At 46.7% G+C, this 17,756-nt stretch carries 14 protein-coding genes, 2 tRNA genes and 1 pseudogene; 11 read left to right on the top strand and 6 right to left on the bottom strand.

The genetic code is table 11. The features are described from left to right. Positions 1 to 142 precede the first annotated feature (142 nt). Entirely contained in the window at positions 143 to 1,069 is a 927-nt protein-coding gene (gene thyD, locus QUA90_RS01415; protein WP_333386345.1) for a thylakoid membrane protein ThyD, read from the bottom strand. Between the two features lie 147 nt (positions 1,070 to 1,216). Between thyD and QUA90_RS01410 the strand changes: the two genes are divergently transcribed. Further along, entirely contained in the window at positions 1,217 to 2,848 is a 1,632-nt protein-coding gene (locus tag QUA90_RS01410) for a DUF3352 domain-containing protein (protein ID WP_333443497.1), read from the top strand. Between the two features lie 270 nt (positions 2,849 to 3,118). Here QUA90_RS01410 and QUA90_RS01405 read toward each other — a convergent pair whose 3' ends face one another. The 3 genes from QUA90_RS01405 to QUA90_RS01395 form a co-directional block, all read right to left on the bottom strand. Then, positions 3,119 to 3,316, bottom strand: coding sequence for a hypothetical protein (locus tag QUA90_RS01405; protein ID WP_006632682.1), 198 nt, complete (start codon positions 3,314 to 3,316; stop codon positions 3,119 to 3,121). A 196-nt stretch (positions 3,317 to 3,512) separates the two neighbouring features. Continuing rightward, complete coding sequence (locus tag QUA90_RS01400) at positions 3,513 to 3,929, bottom strand: tetratricopeptide repeat protein (RefSeq protein WP_333070877.1); 417 nt, start codon at positions 3,927 to 3,929, stop codon at positions 3,513 to 3,515. A gap of 87 nt (positions 3,930 to 4,016) precedes the next feature. After that, a complete protein-coding gene (locus tag QUA90_RS01395) occupies positions 4,017 to 4,370 on the bottom strand; it encodes a HesB/IscA family protein (protein ID WP_006632680.1) in 354 nt (117 codons plus the stop codon). A 245-nt stretch (positions 4,371 to 4,615) separates the two neighbouring features. On the opposite strand from QUA90_RS01395, the gene QUA90_RS01390 reads away from it, so the two are divergent. The 10 genes and pseudogenes from QUA90_RS01390 to QUA90_RS01340 all read left to right on the top strand — a co-directional run bounded on the left by QUA90_RS01390 (position 4,616) and on the right by QUA90_RS01340 (position 16,411). Continuing rightward, the gene (locus QUA90_RS01390) at positions 4,616 to 6,268 is read left to right on the top strand and encodes a DUF6930 domain-containing protein (protein WP_333443495.1); all 1,653 of its coding nucleotides are present in this window, start codon (positions 4,616 to 4,618) and stop codon (positions 6,266 to 6,268) included. A gap of 166 nt (positions 6,269 to 6,434) precedes the next feature. Beyond that, on the top strand, positions 6,435 to 6,689 hold the full coding sequence (locus QUA90_RS01385) for a hypothetical protein (protein ID WP_333386335.1): 255 nt from the start codon (positions 6,435 to 6,437) through the stop codon (positions 6,687 to 6,689). 4 nt (positions 6,690 to 6,693) lie between these two features. Next, the gene (locus QUA90_RS01380) at positions 6,694 to 6,894 is read left to right on the top strand and encodes a type II toxin-antitoxin system PemK/MazF family toxin (protein ID WP_333386332.1); all 201 of its coding nucleotides are present in this window, start codon (positions 6,694 to 6,696) and stop codon (positions 6,892 to 6,894) included. Between the two features lie 217 nt (positions 6,895 to 7,111). Beyond that, a complete protein-coding gene (gene zds, locus QUA90_RS01370; protein WP_333443494.1) occupies positions 7,112 to 8,548 on the top strand; it encodes a 9,9'-di-cis-zeta-carotene desaturase in 1,437 nt (478 codons plus the stop codon). Positions 8,549 to 8,737: 189 nt separating this feature from the next. Next, positions 8,738 to 9,184 carry an SRPBCC family protein gene (locus QUA90_RS01365; RefSeq protein ID WP_015175311.1) on the top strand — a complete coding sequence of 149 codons (447 nt, stop codon included), beginning with the start codon at positions 8,738 to 8,740 and terminating at the stop codon, positions 9,182 to 9,184. 106 nt (positions 9,185 to 9,290) lie between these two features. Further along, a complete protein-coding gene (locus QUA90_RS01360; RefSeq protein ID WP_333443492.1) occupies positions 9,291 to 11,291 on the top strand; it encodes a serine/threonine-protein kinase in 2,001 nt (666 codons plus the stop codon). Between the two features lie 86 nt (positions 11,292 to 11,377). Continuing rightward, positions 11,378 to 11,451, top strand: a tRNA-Val gene (locus QUA90_RS01355). 163 nt (positions 11,452 to 11,614) lie between these two features. Beyond that, positions 11,615 to 12,223, top strand: a pseudogene (locus QUA90_RS01350) (Uma2 family endonuclease). Positions 12,224 to 12,343: 120 nt separating this feature from the next. Then, positions 12,344 to 12,411: transfer RNA gene (locus tag QUA90_RS01345), tRNA-Gly, on the top strand. Positions 12,412 to 12,862: 451 nt separating this feature from the next. Further along, on the top strand, positions 12,863 to 16,411 hold the full coding sequence (locus QUA90_RS01340) for a PAS domain S-box protein (RefSeq protein WP_333443489.1): 3,549 nt from the start codon (positions 12,863 to 12,865) through the stop codon (positions 16,409 to 16,411). A 145-nt stretch (positions 16,412 to 16,556) separates the two neighbouring features. Here QUA90_RS01340 and QUA90_RS01335 read toward each other — a convergent pair whose 3' ends face one another. Both QUA90_RS01335 and QUA90_RS01330 read right to left on the bottom strand, forming a co-directional pair. After that, the gene (locus QUA90_RS01335) at positions 16,557 to 16,784 is read right to left on the bottom strand and encodes a hypothetical protein (RefSeq protein WP_333443487.1); all 228 of its coding nucleotides are present in this window, start codon (positions 16,782 to 16,784) and stop codon (positions 16,557 to 16,559) included. Continuing rightward, entirely contained in the window at positions 16,726 to 17,724 is a 999-nt protein-coding gene (locus QUA90_RS01330) for a hypothetical protein (RefSeq protein ID WP_333443484.1), read from the bottom strand. Before QUA90_RS01330 ends, QUA90_RS01335 begins: the two co-directional genes overlap by 59 nt. Between the last annotated feature and the right edge of the window lie 32 nt (positions 17,725 to 17,756).

The raw sequence follows: 17,756 nt of genomic DNA, 5'->3' as shown, positions 1-17,756 counted from the left end.
GATTAGGATGCCAGAATTATCGCAGAAACCCGCTTGGATTATCTGCGTGGGCATCAGAAACCGGGTTTCTTACCAAAATCGGGCGTGAAGATGCCAGAATTATCGCAGAAACCTGGTTTCTTGGACAAGGAGGATGTGACTTCTAACTTCCCGATAAAATCTCTTCGAGTGCTAATTTCAGCGTCGGATATTGATATTGAAAACCGCTAGCTAAAGTTTGTTTCGGCAACACTTTCTGCCCTTCCAAAACAAGCTTTGCCCCGTCTCCCAACAGCATTTCTAAAGCAAAACCTGGCACCGGCAACCAAGAAGGCCGCTGCAAAACTTCCCCTAAAGTTTGACACAATTCATTCATCCGCACCGGATTAGGTGCTGTCGCATTCAAAACGCCTTCAACTTGCGGATTTTGCAAAGCGTACAAAATTAAATCAACCACATCCTCGCGATGAACCCAAGAAAACCACTGTTTTCCTGTCCCAATCGGGCCGCCTGCAAATAGTTTAAAAGGTGGCAGCATTTTTGCCAACGCGCCTCCCATTCCCAAAACTATCCCCAGCCGCAAAATTGCTAGCCGCGTTCCCGCATTTTTTGCAGGTTGGGCTGCTGCTTCCCAGTCTTTGCAAACTGCTGCTAAAAAATCGTTTCCCGCGAGGCTCGTTTCGTCAAATTCAGCGGTTTCGCTGGTTCCGTAATAGCCGATCGCCGATGCGCTAACCAACACAGATGGTCTAGGATTAGCATTGACGATCGCTTCCACCAATTTTGCCGTCGTCAGTTTGCGACTGTCGAGAATTTCTTGCTGGCGCGCCTCCGTCCACCTTTCCTCAGCAATCGGAACCCCAGCTAAATTTACAACACCATCGCAGCCCGCGATCGACTTTTGCCAATCACCAGACTCCGCCGGAGTGTAGGCGACAACTTCCAAATTCGGATAAGCTGAAGCGGGAAAAACTCGGCCAGCCTTCGCCGCATCCCTGCTCAAAACCACCACTTGATGTCCCGCAGCTTGCAGCTTCTCCACCAGCCGGCTACCTACAAATCCCGTTGCTCCCGCGATCGCTACTTTCATCTTTTACCAATAATGCACAGTTCTAGCAGTTTAGACGATCGTCCAAACTTGTTTTGAATTATACAAAAATAAACAGCAGCCTCGATCGCCTCCCCACAAGCTTTCTGTATTTTGATTAAACTGATATGGACGCGAGGAACACAAACCATGCCAGCAAAAAAATCAAAGCTTCTAATTGCTGCCTCCATCGCCGCAGCAGGTAGCGCTGCGGTCTACTTTTACTTCCAGGGTTTGAGCCAACAAGTATCCAACCCTCAAGACAGCGCCAAAGTTGTGCCCGACGAAGCAATGATGGCCGCGTTTATCTCCCCCAATCCCCAAGCGTTGGCCCAGTTGCAGCGATTTGGCACGCCAGGGGCTCAAAAGTTGATCGGTCAGGGTTTGAAGGGCTTTCAAGAACAAAGCTTGGCAGGCACTCAAATCGACTTTGACAGGGACTTAAAGCCTTGGTTAGGGGGGGTGATGGTCGCTTTCCTGCCCCCTGATGCTGTGACGAATACAGAGCCTCCAAAACTGCTGGTAGTAGTCAGCGTGAAAAATAAAATTAGCGCTTGGAATTTTGCTAATAAATTAAAATCTCAGCCCGGTGCAACTACTCAAGAAACCGAGTATAAAGGAGTTAAAATTTTTGAAATTGCAGAGCCAACTGGCAAGCGCTACAGTGTGGCTTTGCTGAACGACCAATTAGTGATGGCTCCTTTGAAAAAGCCTGTGGAATTGGCGATCGATACTTTTAAAGGAGAACCCTCCCTCGCTACGCAGCAGAGTACAACTAAGTTTTTTTCTGAGAGTGCTGGTGTCAAGAATCCGATCGCAACTGTTTATATTGCTGACTATCCTGCGGCAATTGAGCAATTGAAAGCTAATTTGCCCGCCGATATCCAGTTGCCTTGGACAGTGTTTTCGCAGTTCAAACAAGTTAAGTCTTTGGTTGCGGGAATTGGGGCGGATAGTGAGGGATTGAGGGTAAAAACTATTGCTCAGTTAGAGCCTAAATTCGTGCAGCAAAATCCACAATTTGCATCGAAATTGTTGCCCAGATTTCCCGTCGAAACCATTGCGTTAGTCGGTGGCAAGGGAATTGATCAAATTTGGTCGCAAGCAACCGCTGAGGCACAAGATAGCCCGGAAGTTGACAGGGGAGTTCAGCAGGTGAGGAATAGTTTTAAGCGGTTGGATTTGGATGCGGATCGAGAGGTTTTTGGTTGGATGAATGGGGAATTTGCGATCGGGGCGATCGGTTCCAATCAAGGGATTTTGTCTCAGTTGGGGATGGGGGCGGCGATGATTTTTGAAACCAGCGATCGCCCTGCTGCCGAAGCAACTCTGAAAAAACTCGATGCGATCGCCAAAAGCAATCCTACAGTCAGTGTCGCCCCCAGACAAGTTCAAGGCAAAGAGGTTACGGAGTGGCAAATACCCCAGCAAGGCACTTTATTCGGGCACGGTTGGCTGAATGAAAATTCTGTGTTTGTAGCTTTCGGCGGGCCTTTAGTTGATGTGATTACTTCGACGCCGCCCCAGCCGTTAAGCAGCAGTCCGAGTTTTCAGGCGATCGCTACTTCTTTACCGCGGGCAAACCAAGGTTACTTTTACATAGATATGGAAAAAACCATGTCTTGGGCTAACCAATATTTGCTTGCAGTACAGCCAAATTTAGTTTCACCGCCCGTCGCTGAATTGCTGAATTCTCTCCGAGGAGTTAGCGTAGCCACAGCTTCTACACAACCAACAACTGCTGAGTTGGAGATGCTTTTTGCCTTGAAATCTAACCGGTAATTTTTCCTCCTATTCTTCTATCCCTTAATATCCTTTCCGGTTGCATCGGAATAATCACATCGAGTCAACAGTTAACACTCAACCATTCAGTTTTTCGACCCGCCCGTCAACTGTCAACAGTCAACAATTCCGGAGGAGTGCAACCGGAATTGATATAAATCCCGTACACGACTTCGTGGCCGGAGTTTTTTCTGACAAAAAAAAGATGCTGCCCTCAATGGAGGGCAGCTACTCAAATAAAGCATCTTAAAGTCTCTCACAACTTCAGAATTAACCTTCAGACATTCCTGATTTATTCGGCAATTGCAAATCATCCGGATCTACGTAGTGACAAACTGCTTTGTCCATGCAAATCAAGGCCCAGCCGGATTTATCGATGCTCATCAACTTGTAAGAAGCTGGCTGAATAAAGAAACCTTTGTGGTTGCGGGTTGCTGGTTTGATGTTAACGTGGCTGTCAGTGCTCATGTTTTTACAACTCCTAGTATTATCCTAATAAAATCTGAAAACCGCTGAGCGGATTTGGCAATCGTCTAAGTTTTCAAATACTAGCACTGACTTCCTGAGTTTTCCATAAAGTTATTTATTGATTTATTACGATGTCGTAATAAACCGCACAGCCGATTTCTTCGATCCCCGCCCAAAAATCGACTTGTTTGCGTGGTTACGGCTCCAGAAGCCACTGTTTAACACGGGCGAGACTCTTCCAGTCGGGTTTTCTCTTTAATCCTTCTTCAAAATTTTTTTTAACTTCGTCGAGCAACTCTTCCGAAGCCATGAGAAGTTGCTGAGCCACTTCGACGTGGGGGCGCACTCCTTTTTCTTTGAGATCGAGGATCGCTACTGCTAGGTTGATGCGAGCTTGTGGGTCATGAGGGTTCAATTTAACGGCTGTTTTCGCTGCCTTTTGAGCCGGTGCAGGTTTATTTTCCAACAGGTAGAGCCACGCGAGGCTAGCCCAGGCATTGCCATTCTTGGGAGCTTTTTCGCACACTTCTTTAAACACGGGGATCAGATTAGCCGGGGCTTCGCCAGCTTGGTAGCGATCGAAACCGTCTTTAAACAATTCTTCAGGGGTCATTCGATTTTAGATTTTAGATTTGGGATGTTGCATGGAAAAGGGCATGGGGCAGTTAACAACTTTCTGCCCCATGCCCTCTTTTCCGATTTATGTAGAAAAAGAACTGCCACAACCGCAAGTTTGAGTTGCGTTGGGGTTAGTAAACTGAAAGCCGCCCCCGATCATAGCATCGCTGAAGTCGAGAACCAAACCGTAGAGATAAAGAATGCTTTTGCGATCGCAAACTACCTGAAAACCGTCGTAGTCGAACACTTCATCGTCGGATTTCACAGTGCTTGGATCTGCGAAATCCATCACGTAGGACATTCCAGAGCATCCGCCCTGCCGCACCCCTACCCGCAAGCAGAGGTCTTTACCTTGTTTTTCTCTCAGGGCTAAAACTTGACGGACAGCAGAGTCCGTCATTTGAATGCCGCGCTTTTCAGAAATGGCTTGAGTCATAATTTGCCGAACTCCTGAGACTGTCTAATGCAAAGAGTTTAATCTTATTGCTCCATTGTACAGGCATTCGCCCGAAGGCATTCGGTTAGATGCTGAAGGCAGAATTTTTAGCTTCTAACTTTTAATTAGCGTGGGGCATCGTTCCCCAGCTTGATGTCCTCTCCCCCTATAGGGTTTATGATTGAGAAGCAGCGGTTGACCGGCTACCGGCACCGCAACAATGCTTCACCCAACGGGCTTACTCTATGGCAGCGCTGAATCGCTCTACTCTTCGTCGGCTACAAAACTTACCTCAAATTCCCAGCGTGTGGGAGGGCGATCGCCGACCCTTATCTAATGCTGACTCGCACATGATGCTAGATGACGATGACATTCTAGAAGGTGGTGGCGAGTGCATTCTCTGGGTCGATGGCTCCGAGGGAGTCGTGAGGGCTATGGACATGGTAGGCCCAGATGCCGGCCCAGAGGCGATCGTCCGGGCCCTGCTACGGGCAATGGAACATCCCCAAAGTCCGGCTCCCGCAGTCCGCCCCCAAAAAATAGTAGTCAAAAACCGAGAAATTCAATTTTATCTGCGGGGCGTACTTCAAGATTTAGGCATTTCCATTGACTACGTGCCGGAATTGCCCTTAATTGACGAAATATTTCGCGGTATGGAAGAGGTCGCCATCAACAGACCTCCTGAGTTGCCTCCTCAGTATGCTGAAGTTTTAATGGAAAAAGCTGCTCAAATTTGGCAAGATGCTCCGTGGCGGACTTTGAGCGAACACCAAATTATATCTATTGAAATCAATCAGTGGGATGTCGCCAGCCTCTACGTGTCCGTATTGGGCCAAGGCAGAATGGATTACGGAGTTTTACTTTACCGTTCTCTAGAATCCTTGAAACGGTTTCGAGAACGAGTCGTCAACGATGAATCTTTTGAAGATTTAGAACAGGCTTTTTTAGGGCAAGACTGTTTGTTTGTTACCTTTGAAAGTGCAGCAGATATTGATGAGGACGACGACGAGGACGAAATTGATTTAGCCGATTTGCCTCCATCGGAAATTGAACCAAATTTCGGCAACCTACATCCTTTAGAAGGATTGCGATCGATTCTTTACGAAGAAGAAGCCCTCACGATGTTAGTTGCTCTCGAAGCATTTCACCGCTTTTTCCGCAACGGTCGCCGGAAATTGGGATCAGATACTTTTCCCACTCTTAGCAGCCGCTACCGCATCTCTGTTCCGCAGTCTGACGGAGAAATTCAACAGGTATCCGTTAAAGTTTCCACGATGCCGGATGTGTCAGACGAATTATTACAGATGCTCGGTGATGACGATGATGACGATGATGACGATGATGATGAATTTGACAAGCCACTGCTGCGGGACGATTTGGTGCCGCAAAATTCATTTTTGAGTCTCGGCGCCGTACCTTGGGAAACGGTAGATTTCCTGCGCCAAAGTGTCCAGTTTCACCAAGGTGCAGAAATTGATATTAATGCCGCCGGAGATGGTTTGCCGGTGGTGATGATCCAAACTTCTCATCCGAAGGCAAAAACTATGATTCAGGATTTGAAAGAAGCTGGAGGTGTGAAGGGGATTGGTTTTAATCCGGGCGAAAATCCGTTTCAGGATGAGCAATACGACTTGGGTATTTTGCAAACCAAAAATGGGGAGCTGTATTTGTTTGGGGAGTTTAATGAAGACGATCCGGTGCATCAAGAAGCTCGCAAGAAGTGGGATCGCCGCTGTAAATTAACCAACGGTTGGTGCGGTTTGATTATTGCTAAAGGGTTGATGGGTGCTTCTCGCGGTCAGCCTCAGTTTAAGGATATGATCGCTTTGCTTGAGGTGCGCTGGGTGTCTGCTAAAGAGTTGGGAATTGGGCCGCTTCAGTTGATGCCGATGTTTTAAAGTTAGTTGACTGTTGGCAGTTGACTGTTGGCAGTTGGCAGTTGGCAGTTGGCAGTTGTTAATTGCTTGGGACTGCTAATAACCAATAACCACCAACCAACAACATTAGTCAGCAGTCAACCGTCATCAGTCATTTTTTTTATTTGAATTAGCAAGGAAAATGATTATGTCAAATTCTACTGAAAAGCGAGAAGTGTTAGTCACCCTTGATGCTGAATTCGCGGAGAAAATAGATCAGCTTACTGATGATTGGACGGAGGCGATCGAACAAGCTCTCCGTCTCTGGTACGCTAAGCAAATAGAAGATAAGTTGCGGAAGTTTTATCAAAACCGCAGCCAAGAAGATATTGAGTTTGAGGAAGAATGGGCAACATTTGCTCAGGAACAAATGGAAGAAATTTTAATAGAGGAAGGTCTTTGATACAATGACAGAAGCTTATCCGCGACAAGGCGAAGTTTATCTTGTTAGAGCTTTGCGAACGATCGGAGATAGCAAAAAGCGTCCTGTTGCTGTCGTTTCCATAGATAGCCGGAATGAATTGAGCCGTACTGTACTGATTGTCCCTTTTACTAGCGATTTGAGAGGGGGCGAAACTCCGACTAGGGTTTTGATTACGGCACGGTGAAGGAGGGTTAGAATCTGACTCGCTGGCTGTCTGCGACCAAATTCTAGCTGTCCAAAAGACTTATCTGGAACAAGACCCTTACGGTCAAATTAGTGCCGATGTCCTAGCAAGAATTCAGAGGGCTATACAAATGTCGATCGGCATTTATGAACTTTGAATGCTTCGGAAATTCTAAATTTTGTTACAATTTGTAAAAATACTGTAAAGGATAGGTAAAATGCGGGTTGCGATCGCAGGTGCGGGACTGGCTGGAATGACCACAGCAGTCGATTTAGTGGAGGCCGGCCACGAAGTAGAAATTTTTGAATCCCGCCCCTTTGTCGGCGGCAAAGTCGGAAGTTGGGTAGATCCCGACGGCAATCACGTTGAAATGGGTTTGCACGTTTTCTTCGGCTGCTATTATAACTTATTTGCTCTGATGAAAAAAGTGGGAGCATTTGACGATTTGCTCCTCAAAGAACACGTCCACACTTTTATCAATCGAGGCGGCGAAACCGGTTCTTTAGATTTTCGCTTTCCGGTGGGTGCTCCTTTGCACGGATTGAAGGCATTTTTCACGACATCCCAGCTATCCGTACAAGACAAAATTCAAAATGCGATCGCCCTGGGAACTAGCCCGATCGTCCGGGGTTTGATAGACTTTGAAGGAGCGATGAAAACTATCCGCGATTTGGATAAAATTAGCTTCGCTGACTGGTTCCGCAGTCAAGGTGGCAACCAAAACTCGCTCAAAAGAATGTGGAATCCGATCGCCTACGCACTGGGTTTTATCGACACTGAAAATATTTCAGCCCGGTGTATGTTGACAATATTTCAATTCTTTGCATCAAAAACCGAAGCCTCTGTCATGCGGATGCTGGCTGGTTCTCCCAACGAATATTTGCACAAACCCATTGTGGAATATTTGGAAAGCAAAGGAACGAAAATTCACACGCGGCGCAGAGTCCGAGAAATTCAGTTTGAAGAAGGCGAAGAAACCCGCGTAACAGGCTTGCTAGTAGCTAACGGCGAAACAGAAGAAAATATTACCGCAGACGCTTATGTTTTTGCATTAGATGTGCCTGGAATTCAGAAAATATTGCCCCCAGCTTGGCGCAAATGGTCAGAATTTGATAACATTTATCAATTAGATGCGGTGCCGGTTGCTACAGTACAATTGCGGTTCGACGGTTGGGTAACGGAACTGGAAGACGAAGCTAAGCGCAAACAGTTGAGCCACGCTGTAGGAATCGATAATTTGCTATATTCAGCAGATGCAGATTTTTCCTGTTTTGCAGATTTGGCACTGACAAGTCCCAAAGATTATTATCAAGAAGGAAAAGGTTCGCTGTTGCAGTTGGTGCTGACACCGGGCGATCCGTTTATTAAACAAAGCAATGAGGCGATCGCCCAACACGTACTTAAGCAAGTTCAGGATTTATTCCCGTCAGCGCGGGAATTAAACATGACTTGGTACAGTGTAGTTAAGCTCGCTCAATCTTTGTATCGCGAAGCACCGGGAATGGATGTTTTCCGCCCTGCTCAAAAAACGCCGATCGCCAATTTCTTTCTAGCAGGAAGTTACACTCAGCAAGACTACATTGATAGCATGGAAGGAGCGACACTTTCAGGCCATCAAGCGGCTAAGGCAATTCTCGAAGCTTACAGTCATTAGTCATTAGTCCTCTCTCGTTTTCTCTCGTTCCCAGGCTCGCCCTGGGAATGCCGATCAGGAGGCTCTGCCTCCAGTATTCTAGAGGAAAAGCGAGGCGGAGCCTCTGGATCTGCGTTACCAGGCAGAGCCTGGTAACAAGAAACAAACAATTCTTCAATCTAAAATCTAAAATCTAAAATCTAAAATCCCATGACTGATTGGTTAGAACACAGCGTCCAAGTAGAAGTGGCAATTCCCATCGAATTAGCGTGGCAACTCTGGTCAGATTTAGAGCAAATGCCGCGCTGGATGAAGTGGATAGAATCTGTTCATGTTCTCGAAGAAGATCCAGAGTTGTCTCGCTGGAAACTCGCAACTGGCGGGTTAGAATTTAGCTGGCTTTCTCGGATTCTCAAATTAGTGCCGAATCAGATAATTCAGTGGGAATCGGTAGACGGTTTGCCAAATCGAGGTGCGGTAAGATTTTACGATCGCAAAGACAGCAGTATCGTCAAGCTGACAGTGGCTTACGGAATTCCCGGCTGGCTGGGAAAATTGATGGATAACCTATTTCTGGGCCGCGTGGTTGAATCGACAATTCAGGCTGATTTGGAAAGGTTTAAAGAGTATGCTCTGAAAGTAAAAGCCACATCTTAAATTCTGAGGACTAAAGTCCTGTGGTTTTTAATTGTAACGCGAGAGTCGATCGCCCCCCGGCCTCAGTATCATAGAGAGGTGCTGCTGATTCCTTCTCGGTTCAGTTATGAGTTACTGCCTAAACCCCGCTTGTCAAAACCCGCAAAATGCCGATCGTACCCAATTCTGCCTGAATTGCGGCTCCAAACTGTTGCTGAGAGAGCGTTACCGCGCCATCAAACCCCTGGGGCGCGGCGGTTTTGGTCGCACTTTTTTAGCAATAGACCAAGACAAACCCTCAAAACCCCGCTGTGCAATTAAACAGTTTTTCCCGCTATCTCAAGGTACCAGCAGCAGCGAAAAAGCAGCAGAATTATTCAACCGAGAAGCGGTGCGGCTGGACGAATTGGGGAAACACCCGCAAATTCCCGAACTGCTAGCGCACTTTCAGCAGGAACGTTATCAGTATTTGGTACAGGAATTTATAGAAGGTCAGAATTTACAGGAAGAGTTGGCGCGGACTGGACCTTTCAGCGAAAGTAAAATTCTCAGTCTGCTGAAGGATTTATTGCCAGTATTGCAGTTCGTGCACGATCGCAGTGTAATTCACCGAGATATTAAACCGCCCAATATTATCCGCCGCCGCATTTCTCAACCTCCCATCATTTATACTTACCCCACATTAACGGGCGAATTAGTTTTAGTTGATTTTGGCGCTGCAAAACTTGTGGAGGGTTTGAGACAAACCGGTACAGTCATCGGTTCTCCCGAATTCGTGGCGCCGGAACAAATTAGAGGTCAAGCGGTTTATGCCAGTGATTTGTACAGTTTGGGAGTAACTTGCATTTATTTGCTAACTCAAATATCTCCTTTTGATTTGTTTGATATTAATCAAGATGTTTGGGTTTGGCGAGACTTTTTGAAGGTTCCAATTGATCCGAAATTAAGTCGCATCCTCGACAAAATGATCGAATCGAGTCTCAGTCGGCGCTACAAATCTGTAGCTGAGGTATTGAAAGATTTGCAGCCTCAGTCGGCGGGGGCGGGCATGGGGACACCGCCCCTACCACCGCCTAAAATTCCCGTGCCGCAGAGAACGCCTGTGGTGCAGAATGCAGTGCCACCAACGGTTGCAGGCACAATCATACCTGTGCCGCCGATGCAGCGGGTTGTACCCGCACGCGCGCCTACTTGGAGGTGTGTTCATACTCTGGTAGGGCATTCTAATGCTGTTACGTCGGTAGCTTTCAGTCCAGATGGCGCGACTTTAGCTAGCGGCAGTGAGGACAAGACGATTGAGATGTGGAAGTTGGAGACTGGTAGGCGGTGGTACACTCTCACTGGTCATTCTGACTGGGTGACTTGTGTGGCTTTTAGTCCTGATGGCGCTACTTTGGCTAGTGGCGGCCGGGACAAAACAATTCAAATTTGGGATTTGAATAAGGGTAAGTGGTGGTACACTCTCACGGGTCATTCTGACAGGGTTTATGCTGTGGCGTTTAGTCGGGATGGTCAGGTTTTGGCTAGCGGCAGTCGGGACAAAACTGTGCAGTTGTGGAATTTGAATAAGGGAAGGCCGATGTCGGCTTTGACTGGTCACGCTGGCGGGGTGGAGGCTGTGGCTTTTAGTCCTGGCGGGGAGTTTTTAGCTAGTGGGAGTCGGGACAAGACTGTGCAGTTGTGGGATTGGCAAAAGGGTCGATCGATTTGTACTCTGGCGGAGCACGGGGATTGGGTGCGGGCGATCGTTTTTGCCCCGAACTCCCCCAGCCCCCCCTTGGTAAGGGGGGGAGTAGGAGAAGGATTGATTCTAGCGACGGGGAGTCGGGATGGTACGGCGAAGCTGTGGCGGGTGGATGCACAGGGGCGAGGGACGCTGTTGCGGAGTATGAGGGACAATTCTGGGGATGTTTTGTGTGTGGCGTTGAGTCCCGATGGTCGGGTTTTGGCGACGGGGAGTCGGGATGGCACGATTTATTTGTGGGATGCGGGTACGGGGGGTTTGCTGGAAATTCTGACGGGCCACGGGGGGGAGGTTTTGTCGGTGGCGTTTAGTCGTGATGGGGGGAGTTTGGCTAGCGGTGCGGGCGATCGAACTGTGAGGATTTGGCGGGGGATTGGGCATTAGGGGCGATGTCAAGAGTGTCCGTCTAAAAAATCTTATATTTATGCTTGACAGGCGATCGAATGTTCTGCTACATTAGGAATTCGTGAGGACGCATAGCTCAGTTGGTTAGAGCACTACGTTGACATCGTAGGGGTCACTGGTTCGAGTCCAGTTGTGTCCATGAATTTCAATCATTTATAAATCAAGAGTTTTAGGTTTGCCCTCCTACCGAGAGTTTTGTCTTTCGCTCGACAATTAACCTATTAGTTAGATCATGAATTTAAAAATCTGACGCACCCTACTGCATCAAAATCAAATGATATTAGAGCATGGGAGACTTTACCATGACTCAAGCGATATCGAAGTTCAGGAGTTTTGATGAATTTCTGGAAGGAAAACCAGAAAACGGACGTTATGAATTGCATAACGGATTTATGGTTTAAATGCCAAATCCAACTGGTAAGCATTCATCCAGCGCGGGTTTTCAAGCGATAGAATTGGGTTTAGAAATCCGGCGATTACAACTTCCTTCGTTTATTCCCAAGGAATCTAAAATTAAATTTAGCGATCACTCTGGCTACGATCCCGATGTGATTGTATTAGATAAACAAGCCGTTGAAGCCAATGAGTCTTGATGGGAAAGAGAATCAGTTATTACTCAGGAAAATTCGGTCAAATTAGTTATTGCAGTAGTCAGCACAAATTGGCGCGATGATTATGCACATAAAATGATTGATTATGAAGCATTAAGCATTCCTGAATATGGGATTGTAGATTATTTGGGCTTAGGGGGTAGCCGTTATATTGGTTATCCCAAACAGCCTACTTTATCGGTTTATCAGTTAGTAGATGGTGAGTATCAAATTAAGCTGTTTCGGGGAGATGAAAGAATTGAATCAGCGGTGTTTCCAGAGTTAAAATTGACCGCTAAGCAAATTTTTAACGGTGGATAAGTGCTGATACCAATTCACTATGAAGATACACTAAATGAGGCTGATGTCTTTTTGGTTGGAACTATATCCTTAGCGTTATATTAAATGCAGCTTCATAGTAAATTGGTATGAGGCGATCGCATAGCTCAGTTGGTTAGAGCACTACAATGCCATTGTAGGGGTCAGCGGTTCGAGTCCATTTCTGTCCATACCTAAAACCCGCCCACAAAGCGGGTTTTGTTGTTTCTACAACCAAACTGGTAGATTTGGCATTCTCAATTAGGAATGACAGAATATGTCTAGGCCAGAGATTTAGTATAGTTGCCACGTTTTGTCGAGGCTGTTGCTGAGTAGTTGCGTAGTTTGCAGGAGTTAGGTGTTAAAGAAACGCTAGCCCGATTCTCGTCGGCACCATCCCCATTCGTGAACAAAGCGCAAGCAAGCAGAACAAGAAAGTGAACCACTGTGAGAACGCGATCGCCTTGCACGCTAACAAGCAGAAGCCGCTAACCGGATTCAAGACGAATTTTTAGCAGTGCTGTCCTATGAGTGGCGATCGCCCCTGTGCTTAAATACTGAATGACTTAGGTTTTGGGCATATTATATCTTGATTCCCTAACAATAGCTGGCATAATAGGTAAATAGGCAGGACTAACCGCAATGAATGTAGAACGTACACACTCCTTGAACGAGCGAGAAGAGCTTACTGTAAATTTTCCTCAAGAGCTATGTACGGACTGCCAAGCACTCGAAGCGCGACGATTTGCGGTGATAGTCGATCACATGGCTGAGGCCTTTATTTCTATTAATTCAGATTGGCACTGCACCTATGTCAACCATAAAGCAGAGGAGCTTTTAAACAGTAAGCAGCAACACCTAATCGGCAAAAATATATGGACTATATTTTCGGTCGATCTTACCTCTGAGCTATATAAGTATTGTCATCGAGCGATCGTAACGCCAACGGCGATCGAGTTTGAAGAACATTACCCCTCAGTCAACAAGTGGTTGAGAATTCGCCTCATCAAGAGTGAAGATGGCTTACTTATTTACTTCCAAGACACAACTCAAACATCTCAACTAGATCGACAATTGAAAGCCGAAATCGCCAAGTGCCAGCAGGTAGAAGCCACTCTTCAGAAAGAACAGGACTTTTTGAAGGCAATTCTACACAACGTTCAAGCTGGCATTGTCGCTTGCGATGCCGATGGCATATTGACGGTATTTAACCAAGCAGCTAAAGATTTTCATGGATTACCTCAGCAGCCGGTTCCACCGCCTCAATGGGCCCAGTATTATAACTTGTATTTGCCCGATGGCAAAACACCCATGAATACAGAGGATATTCCCCTGTTCCAGGCATTGCAAGGACACAACGTTCGTGATGTGGAAATGATGATTGTTCCGCAGCAGGGAACTGCACGAATGCTGTTAGCAACTGGACAGGCAATTATTGCTGCCAACGGCGAAAAACAGGGTGCAGTTGTTGTGATGCACGACATTACACAACGCAAGCAGGCAGAAAATGCTCTGCGTGAGGGTGAAGCGCAATTATCCAGCATCTTCCAAACTATTCCTGATGGCATCACTATTCTAGATTCTACGGGAGAGATTATAGCCGCAAATAGGGCAGCAGAGAGGATTTTAAGATTAACTCGCAGCGACCTTGTGGATCGAGGCTATAACGATCCATCCTGGATCATTACAACCGTGGAGGGTCATCCTTTCCCAGAAGATGAACTGCCGTTTGCACGGGTGATGCAAACAGGTGAGCCTGTTTATGGTATTGAACAGGCCATTAGCCATGCCGATGGAACTCGCACGATTCTCTCGATCAATGCTTCCCCTTTGTTTGACGCAGAGGGACAACTTATCAATATTATTGCTGCTTTCAGCGACATTACGGAACGCAAGCAAACCGAAGACGAACGAGTACAGCTTGTTCAAGAACAGGCAGCCCGTGCTTTAGCAGAGAATTCTCAACAACAATCAGCATTTTTAGCCCAAGTGAGTGCTGTCCTTTCCTCTTCGCTAGAGTATGAACAAACTCTCCAAAGCGTTGCAAAGCTGGCAGTTCCTTATTTTGCAGATTGGTGTAGTGTCGATCTGCTGAATGACGATCGCACAATTGGTCGGGTTGCAGTTGCTCATTCAGATCCCGAAAAAGTGAAATTTGGCTGGGAGTTGGCTCAACGCTTTCCCAGACATCTCGATGATGCGTATGGCATTGCTAAAGTCATGCAAACAGGACAGATTGAAATTGGGATTGAGATTACAGATGAACAGTTAGTTGCCACAGTGCCGAATGCTGAATACCTGGAAATCTTACGTGGAGTTGGGTTAAAGTCCTGCATCATTGCACCGCTACAGGCACGCGGGCGGGTGTTGGGTAGCATTACCTTTGTGTTTACTGAATCCGATCGCCGCTATCGCCTGGAAGACATTCCTTTGGCTGAAGATTTGGCTCAGCGAGCAGCAATCGCCATTGATAATGCTCGTCTCTATAATGAAACACAACAAGCGAAATTAGCCGCCGACCTCGCTGCTAACCGGACGGCTCGACTGCTGGCGGTGATGACAGCTTTGTCTGAATCGCTAACCTCGGCTCAAGTGGCTCAGGTGATTATTGAACAGGGAATGTCCGCACTCGGAGCAAGTTCTGGTTTGGTTGCCGTATTAAACCAGGATGCGAGCGAACTGGAGATTATTCAAGCGATCGGGTATGAGCATATAGGAGAATTTCAGCGCAGTTTTTCAATTCATGCACCCTATCCTCTGGCAGAAGCTGTGCGAAGTGGGCAACCTGTTTGGGTAGAAACTATTGAAAACCGAATTGCCCGTTATCCTCATTTAGCTGAAGCTTATGCCAAGGCTGGTTCAGAAGCCTGGATTTCCGTGCCATTGTTGATTGAAGGACAAGCCGCTGGTGGGCTCTCGCTCGGTTTTTCGACCGTTCCCCAGCTCTCCGAGAGCGATCGGGCTTTCGTTTTGGCATTGGCACAGCAGTCGGCGCAGTCGATCGACCGAGCACGGCTCTACGAGTCAGAATCGCAAGCACGGACACAAGCAGAAGCAGCTAACCGAATTAAAGATGAGTTCTTAGCTGTCTTGTCGCACGAATTGCGAACTCCGTTGAATCCGATTCTGGGTTGGACTCGGCTGCTGCGAAGGGGAACCCTGGATTCTGGCAAGACGGCGGTAGCTCTCGAAACCATTGAACGCAATACCCAGTTGCAAGTTCAACTGATTGAGGATTTGCTGGATATTTCTCGGATTCTGCAAGGGAAGCTGAGTTTGAACTCTACTCCTATTAATTTGAAAACAACTCTTAAAGCCGCGATCGAAACAGTTAGTTTAGCCGCCGAAGCGAAAAACCTTCAAATTCAAACTCAGCTAGAACCCAATGTCGGCGATGTGTTAGGAGATGCTACCCGATTGCAACAGGTTGTCTGGAATTTGCTCACGAATGCCATTAAGTTCACCCCAACTGGAGGTAGAGTTGAAGTTGAGCTAAAAACGATTGATTCCTATGCTCAAATTCAAGTCAGGGATACAGGAAAAGGGATTAAGCCAGAATTTATTCCCTATGTCTTTGACACATTTCGACAAGCTGATAGCAGTATTACGAGAACCTTTGGTGGGTTAGGGCTGGGATTAGCGATCGTGCGTCACGTCGTTGAGCTACATGGTGGAATTGTCAAAGCCGAAAGTTGTGGAGAAGGACAGGGAGCAACATTTACTGTCACACTTCCTTTATTAGCCAGAAGCAATGATGCAAACAGCGATCGCAATGATCATCGAACACTCAATGCTCACACTTCACCCTTGGCTAGATTATGTATCCTGGCCGTCGATGACGAAGTAGACAATTTAGAGTTAGTTCAATGTATTTTGGAGCAAGCGGGAGCGACCGTGATCTCTGTATCTTCAGCAACGGATGCGCTACAAAAGCTCACTAAATTTAAGCCAGATGTTTTGATTGCTGATATTGGAATGCCACAAATCGATGGCTATAAGTTGATTGGTCAAATCCGACAACTATCGACACAGGAAGGAGGAGAGATTCCCGCGATCGCCCTGACAGCGTATGCAGGTGAGACAAATCAACAGCAAGCACTAGCAGCCGGATTTCAAAGGCATCTTCCCAAGCCTGTCGATCCTGAAACGTTAGTGGAGACAATTGAGCTATTGCTTCATCAAATCGAGTAATATTAATTTCGCTTGCACCATCCGTGATTGATATAATTAATCTGCATTAATCTGTGTTTATCTGCTCCTACATCCCCAAATCATATCAAATCCGATCGCCAGTCGATCTAAGGACACGGCACTGCGCCGTGTCCTTAGCCGTAACTTACCTGTGACAGCCTTGGGCGATCGCCTTCAACACCGCTAGCCGCACTTCTGGATGAGATTTCTCAAGCCCGTTCGCCCGAAAAACCCAGTGTCCGCCGCCCGCGTGCTCGATCGCAATTTTCTGTCCGTCAGGCAAAACTATTTGCCACCAATTCAACACACTGGCTTTAATAAGGTGGCACTGAATTTCGTTCAGTTGAGCCTCCATTAATTTCAGTTGACGCATGATTGGATTTTGGGCAGATGACTTCATGATTTTTCTCATTAAATGAATTCGACTGTTTCTCGGCTTGGATTTCAGTTTGCCGATTTTTGAACTTAACTTCACCTTCCGAAGTTTTTGCCTTAACTTCCCTTTCCGAAGTTTTCGCCTTCACTTCCCTTTTACCACCTTTAGGCTCAACTTTGACTCCAAAACCTTTAGACTTAACTTTTTTTGGGGCAGAAGTTGAAGTCTGTTCCGTGGCCGGCTTCTTAAACTCCGCGTCTAATTGGTCTAAAATCTCCTCTTGTTCGGGAGTATGTTCCGCTGGCTGCTCTAAATTGCTGGGATTGTATTCGCCAACCAACCTTGCCAAAAATTCCGAAATTGACAGTCCGGCTGCGGCTGCTTTTTTCGTTAAAAGGGCGTAGGTGTCGGTTTTTATGCGAATTTGTTTGAGCCGGAGGTTGGGATTGTTGTCAACGGTTTCGGCAATAGTTACTGCGGTAATCCTTTCTTTTGGTATGACATCGACAACTTCTTGCCACTTTTCCTGTAAACGACAGTCGCCATATTGGTCGGTAATTGCGTGTTTGAACAAAGGGACAACTTGAGCAACGCAGCTAGGCAAAATCTCAAATCCTGCTTTAATTAAGCGCAGGCAAATACTCGCAGCTTTGATAATTTGTGTGCAGTAAAAATATTGCCGACCTAATGCTTGTTCGCAGTAACTTTTAAAAGTTTTGAACTTGTCTTTGTACAATCGCAGCTTTCGGATCGCGTCCAGCATGATTCCTTGACGCACGTAGTCTAGGAATCCCCTTTTAATTTCGCCTGTCAGATAGTCTAAATCGTGAAAGGGAGATTGATTCTGGATTTCTTCTTCAAAGTCTAGCAGCGGGCCTGCAAAGTGAAAGTTGGAGGCGACATCGCCTAGGTAGAAGTTGTCAATTGATGTGGACATGATCTGGAATGGTTCGAGAAAGGGCACGATAG

The sequence above is a fragment of the Microcoleus sp. D3_18_C4 genome (assembly GCF_036702355.1).
In the GTDB taxonomy this organism is placed as follows: Bacteria; Cyanobacteriota; Cyanobacteriia; order Cyanobacteriales; family Microcoleaceae; genus Microcoleus.
The sequence above is the reverse complement of the archived record's forward strand: the minus strand, read 5'-3'. Positions and strand labels throughout refer to the sequence as shown.